The 5,578-nt window shown below is 59.5% G+C and carries 5 protein-coding genes and 4 tRNA genes; 7 read left to right on the forward strand and 2 right to left on the reverse strand.

Annotated features, from left to right (window positions below; genetic code table 11):
• The coding region (locus IH881_20040; protein ID MCH7869992.1) for a hypothetical protein at positions 1–731 on the reverse strand (731 nt) is incomplete at its 3' end.
• 224 nt (positions 732–955) lie between these two features.
• Entirely contained in the window at positions 956–1,264 is a 309-nt protein-coding gene (locus tag IH881_20045; protein ID MCH7869993.1) for a hypothetical protein, read from the reverse strand.
• Between the two features lie 364 nt (positions 1,265–1,628).
• Between IH881_20045 and IH881_20050 the strand changes: the two genes are divergently transcribed.
• The 7 genes from IH881_20050 to tuf all read left to right on the forward strand — a co-directional run.
• Positions 1,629–2,903, forward strand: coding sequence for a DUF4388 domain-containing protein (locus tag IH881_20050; GenBank protein MCH7869994.1), 1,275 nt, complete (start codon positions 1,629–1,631; stop codon positions 2,901–2,903).
• Positions 2,904–2,954: 51 nt separating this feature from the next.
• Complete coding sequence (gene rlmB / locus IH881_20055) at positions 2,955–3,758, forward strand: 23S rRNA (guanosine(2251)-2'-O)-methyltransferase RlmB (GenBank protein MCH7869995.1); 804 nt, start codon at positions 2,955–2,957, stop codon at positions 3,756–3,758.
• A gap of 215 nt (positions 3,759–3,973) precedes the next feature.
• Positions 3,974–4,046: transfer RNA gene (locus IH881_20060), tRNA-Thr, on the forward strand.
• 610 nt (positions 4,047–4,656) lie between these two features.
• Positions 4,657–4,743: transfer RNA gene (locus tag IH881_20065), tRNA-Tyr, on the forward strand.
• A gap of 166 nt (positions 4,744–4,909) precedes the next feature.
• Positions 4,910–4,986: transfer RNA gene (locus tag IH881_20070), tRNA-Gly, on the forward strand.
• 103 nt (positions 4,987–5,089) lie between these two features.
• Positions 5,090–5,165: transfer RNA gene (locus IH881_20075), tRNA-Thr, on the forward strand.
• A 91-nt stretch (positions 5,166–5,256) separates the two neighbouring features.
• Positions 5,257–5,578 (forward strand): elongation factor Tu (tuf, locus tag IH881_20080; GenBank protein MCH7869996.1); only part of this gene is annotated, 322 nt, incomplete at its 3' end.

A 5,578-nucleotide genomic window follows, 5' to 3' on the forward strand; every position in this document is an offset into this window, starting at 1 on the left:
GGCACGGTCTTGATGGTGATGTGCTTGCGCACGAAGTTGTAGTGCGCGAAATGTAGCGAGACGGCGGCCTGTAGGTTCTCCACCTTCTTGCTGAATCCATTCGTGAGCCGGGTGAATCGGCGAATGTTCATGCGCATGGTCAAGTTCTGTCGCTCGACATGGGACGTGCTGATCCGGCTCACGTCGGGGTTCCCTGATTCGACGCGCTTATCCGCGGCGACAACGTGCGGAGGCGAATACCTACCCGCCGCCGCTGTTTCCACTTCGTACCGCTTTACAATCGTGCCCCAGTCGGGCCGAGTCCAGCCCTTCTCGTCTCGCTCGCTCCACTGCCCCAGGATCGCGCTGCGATAGGCACCGAGCTTGTCTGTGCTGATCTGGGGGCGTCCTTCAATCCGCTTCGCGATACCTGCCACGAAGATCTTGGCGTCGATCACGGTTCGCTTGCCGACGTGGTGACTCGGCACGAGTTTTGTGTCGGGGTCAAGCCAGCCCGGTATCTGCTTAACCAGTGCCATGAAGAACGCCCGGTGTGCTGCGCCTCCTTTGCCCTGGTAGAAGCACCGCCCGTACCCGGCGCGATCAAGTTGCCCCTGCCAATCCCAGCAACCCGATTCACTCACCTTCACTTTGTTCCAGAGCCTCAGCGGCAGTCTGTGATCGCCGAGCTGCGGGACTCCCGGACTCCACCGAGTGCGGCCCTTCGTGCGCTGTTCGTAGTTGCTCGGCACCTAACTCAACTCGCCGGGAATAGTAGAAGGAGGGCTCTTCACCGAAGAGGCGAATCGTTCCCCCTCCGTTCCCCCAAATTGAGGGACAGAACGCAATGGAATCAAGCGTTTAGGTGTGGCCGGAGAAGGTTCGACTCCTGCCCCGGGCACCACATTCTTGCTTTACTGTCTAGCTGTACTGTAGTGTCGTTTGGCTGGGTTTCGCCGGACGTTTTAGCGAGGGGCTAGGGCAGGCGTGCGTCGACCAGGTCGCGCACTTCCTTGTGGGCCAGGAGTTCTTCGAGCGCTTCTCCATCCAACAGCGTCGTCCGTTGGTAGCAGAGCCTGGGAACTTCGATCTCGATGCGATAGATCTCCCGCTGCCCATCAAACACCCGCCGAATGCGAAGAAATTGTTCGTCTCCGCCTTCAATGATCTGGTTGCGCAGGGATTCGACGATCCTCATCTCCCGTCCCATCCCCAGCGGATAGGGATCGAAGTCCTGGGAGTCGGCGGACGTTTGTCCGCGTCGGCCTCCGTGGTACCCAATCAATTTAAAGCTTCCAGGCGGTCGCATTAGACCCCCATCATACCCGGTCGAGTGGCTGTCATTCAAGCACTTTAAACGAACGATCGGGCACACCGCGTCGATATCAATCCACGGCTGAGAACCTACGCACAGGAACGTGCAGCTCCGCCACGAGGCTCAACCAGGTGCGCTTTCAGCAATATGGGAACTCTGCAAGCGTGCAGTGTCGAATGTCCGAAAGGACAAAGCACCCAGCGTTACCCCAGCGCGATCGTCAATTCGGGGTTCTCACCGCTTGCGAAGCTCTCAAGGCTTTATACCAGTGAGTCGATGAGCCACAGAGTGAGGACACCCGTGCAACTGTGCTGTAGAACCGGACTGAAGCCCAATGAGTGAGCCACCCACCAATCACTTTCGTGGATCGCTCAGCCTGAACGATGAGCTGAGAGAACAGCTCTGTCTCGATGAAAACGATTCGCTGCGGCTGTTGCGCGGCGATTCGAGGACGCTGCTACTGGAGCGCGTTACCGCGACGTCAGGTTTCGCGGTGCCCTGGGATCGGGACCTTGTGCTGAGCGCAAGTGTTCAGTCGTTTCCCCTCGCCGATATTCTCAGCATGCTTCACCGCTCGACCAAGTCCGGCTTTTTGCTCTTCGGATTCGCCGACCATGAAAAGGCTGTCTACCTGTATCGCGGAGAGGTCGTGTTTGCGTCGTCCAATCAGGGCGTAGACCGACTCGGCGAGTGTCTGTTTCGCAGCGGAATCCTCACCCTGGATCAACTGCGCGATGCCGAAAAACGCTGGGATCCAAACTCTCGACTCGGCAAGATTCTGGTCGAACGCGGCGTGTTGACACCGCGCGAACTTTGGGACGGAGTCAAGCTGCAGGTCGAAGAGATCGTTCGTTCGCTGTTTGCCTACGCCGAAGGCAGCGTCTACTTCTGGGAGGGAGACGTACAACCCGACAACGTCGTTCGTCTTTCTCTGCCCACCCGCAAGTTGATTTCTCAGGGCCTTCGTCGTCGCGACGAGTTGATGCGCTTTCTTGCCGCCCTCGAAGATCCAAACATTCTGCTCGAAGTCACTGGAAAGGGCGCCGAGGGGTTGTCGGGCAACGCGCATCTGCTCTGTGATGCGCTGGTCGCACAGCCCGAATTCAGCCCCGCGTGTCGGGCAGCTGGCCTTGATCCGCTTTCGGGCGCGCGCATCGTCCAAATGCTCCGGCTGGCGGGCACGGTTACAATCAAGAAAATTTCCGAGGACTCGCGCACGGCGGGCGATCACTACTCCGAAGGTCAGGAGTCGCTCAGCGAGTTGATCAAGGCCCTGGTGAACTTGATCGGAGAACTCGCCACTCCGCTGGTGGCCGCCGACGGACCCGACGCCGTCTTCGAGCGCATGACTGCGCTGCTCGAGGATTCGGCGGCGCGCTATCCGGGCCTGTTGGGGGGACTGCGGCTGGGATTTGCGGGTGGACTCGACCCCGAGGAGATCCAAAAGCGCGCCTTCAAGATTCCCGGGGATCGCGAGCGCTGCGTGCGCGACGCACTCGGAGAAATGGTCACCTATCTGGAATTCGAACTGAGAAATCACCCCCGCATCGAAGACCCCGAAGTCTATCTCGATGCCGTCGAGGACTTGCGCGCTAAGCTCGATCTCTGAACCCCGCGGCTCGCGCGCGGTGCTTTCCTCTTATTCAATCGAGCAAAGACGGTGAAGAAGTCGGCGTATCCACGACGCCCCGCTAGCAATCGACAATCCTCCTCCACCGAAGTGCTCTTTGGCGTGCACAGCTGCGTGGAGGCGCTGCGCGCGGGACGCCGCCGTTCGCTGGCGCTGTTGGTGAAGCCGGGGGCGGAGCGCCGTCCCGAGATTCGAGATCTCATCGAGGCCGCTCGAGAGCAGGGGCTTCCCATCCGCAATCTCGACCCCGATCTCAGCGATTGGTCCGAGATCGGGAACCCCCAGGGGGTAGGACTCGAGGTCGGCCCCCTGCCGGAACTCACAATTGAAGAGCTGGTCGTCCCCAGCGACTCGCCTCGTCGCCTGGTGATTCTCGATGGCGTCGAGGACCCTCAGAATGTGGGTGCGCTGGCTAGAGTCGCCGAAGGCTCCGGGGTCAAGGGTATGGTCTTGTCAAAAAGACGCGCCCCCCCGCTCAGCCCGGCGCTCGTTCGCGCAAGTGCCGGCGCGATCGAATGGCTGCCGGTGGCCCGGGTTACGAACCTGGCCCGTTCAATCAAATACCTGAAAACACAGGGTTTCTGGGTGGTCGGCGCGGATCCCTCCGCCGCGGAATCGCTGTACACGGTGCCCGACCGGGTGCTGCAAGGCGATCTGGCGGTCGTTCTCGGAGCCGAGGGGAAGGGCTTGCGCCCGGAAGTGCAAAAACTGGTGGACCACCCAGTTCGCATCGACATGCAGGGCCAGGTCGCATCGCTGAATGTCGCCGCCGCCGGTGCCGTCCTGCTGTTCGAACTCCTGAGGCGTGCGGGCCCAGCTCGTGAGACGAGCTGAGGGCCGGCTCTGAGCAGGAGCCAACCCTGGGAACCCAGCCCCGGTCCCGATTCTGAGAGCTGTTGGAGACGATTTTCTCGCTCGAAAAGGGTCCGGATGAGGTCACCCCCAGGATGCGGGCGGGTTCTCTAACTTCGCTCCACACCGCAGGAATTTGCGCCAGACCCGTTGCTGGGGTGCAGCGGTTGGGTATAGTCCGCCGGGCGCGACTCCGCGCTGGCGTAGCTCAACTGGTAGAGCATCGGATTTGTAATCCGAAGGTTAAGGGTTCGAGTCCCCTCGCCAGCTCCGAACCGGAGGTTTGCTTAGCAAATTGTCGGTCGGGCTGGCATGGCATGGCATGGATGCATGGATGATGACGGCATGCATATGGCTTCGATTTTAAAATCGTAGGGTTATGAACGCGTGGACGGCGTGGATGAAGGGTTGAACGACGGAACGACTGAGCGTCGCGATCAGAAACGGTCGCATCGAATCAAGGCCAAGGCATCGCGGAGTCTGGCAGCGAGACAGAGCGAGATAGGGCGACGGCGATTCAAGCGGCAAATTGAGAAAACGAAATTCGGTCGAGAGCAAGCACGGGGCGAGATACAAGGCGATTGAGCGATGCGAGGGAATGAGGCCAAACGTCGGGCGGCGTGAGTCCTCGAAGTCCTGAGCACAACTGGCCGGCACGAGATCCGGCACGCACGAACTAAATCAGAATACGAGATTACCCAGGGTTCGAACGATCCAATTCCGATCCGCGCAGCACTGCAAATGAATTGTGTGTGTAGATGCGCAAATGAGAAGGGGACGTAGAGGGCGAAGGGTAGTTTTACGCTTTTGGTCAGTTTGTCGGGGGGCAACTACAAACTCACGTTCGTGAATCGATCCCAGGCGATACCGGGACCCGAGCGGAGAGGTACCGAAGTGGCTAAACGGGGCAGACTGTAAATCTGCTGGCCTCAGGCCTACGGAGGTTCGAATCCTCCCCTCTCCACCAGGATTCGCAAGCGGCCGGCGGGCAACACAGAATTAGATCAACGATTGATCGACGCGTTGATGAAAAACAGTAAGCGCACACAGTAAGCACATACGAAGCACAAGAAGCACAGGAATCACAGATATAGATAGATTTAGATAGAGAGAGGGAACACAAGCTGGACCAGGCGGGAATAGCTCAGCTGGCTAGAGCACGAGCCTTCCAAGCTCGGGGTCGCGGGTTCGAATCCCGTTTCCCGCTCCAGCATAAGGCATAGGGCATAGGGCAATAGAGGAACAAGCGTACTGCGCACAGAACAAGGGCTTCGACGGCAAGCAACGCCGAGCAGGGTGATTGAACAGCAAACGCTCACGTAGCTCAGGTGGTAGAGCGCGTCCTTGGTAAGGACGAGGTCAGCGGTTCAACCCCGCTCGTGAGCTCCAGACAGGCGACGGATGTTCTAGCTGTCCATCGCAAATGACAGACCAACGGCTAGTCAGAGAGCTAGTCAGAGAAAACGAGGACGATTCAGTCATGGCGAAAGAGAAGTTTGATCGGACCAAGCCGCACGTAAACGTCGGGACGATTGGTCACGTAGACCACGGGAAGACGACGTTGACGGCCGCGATCACCGCCCGTCAGGCGCACAAGAACCTGGCAGATCGGGTTGACTTCGCGAGCATCGACAAGGCTCCCGAAGAGCGCGAGCGCGGGATCACGATCGCCACGGCCCACGTAGAATATCAGACAGAAGCTCGTCACTACGCACACGTGGACTGCCCCGGCCATGCGGACTACGTGAAGAACATGATCACGGGCGCGGCCCAGATGGACGGGGCGATCCTGGTGGTTTCCG

The organism is Myxococcales bacterium (assembly GCA_022563535.1).
In the GTDB taxonomy this organism is placed as follows: domain Bacteria; phylum Myxococcota_A; class UBA9160; order UBA9160; family UBA4427; genus DUBZ01.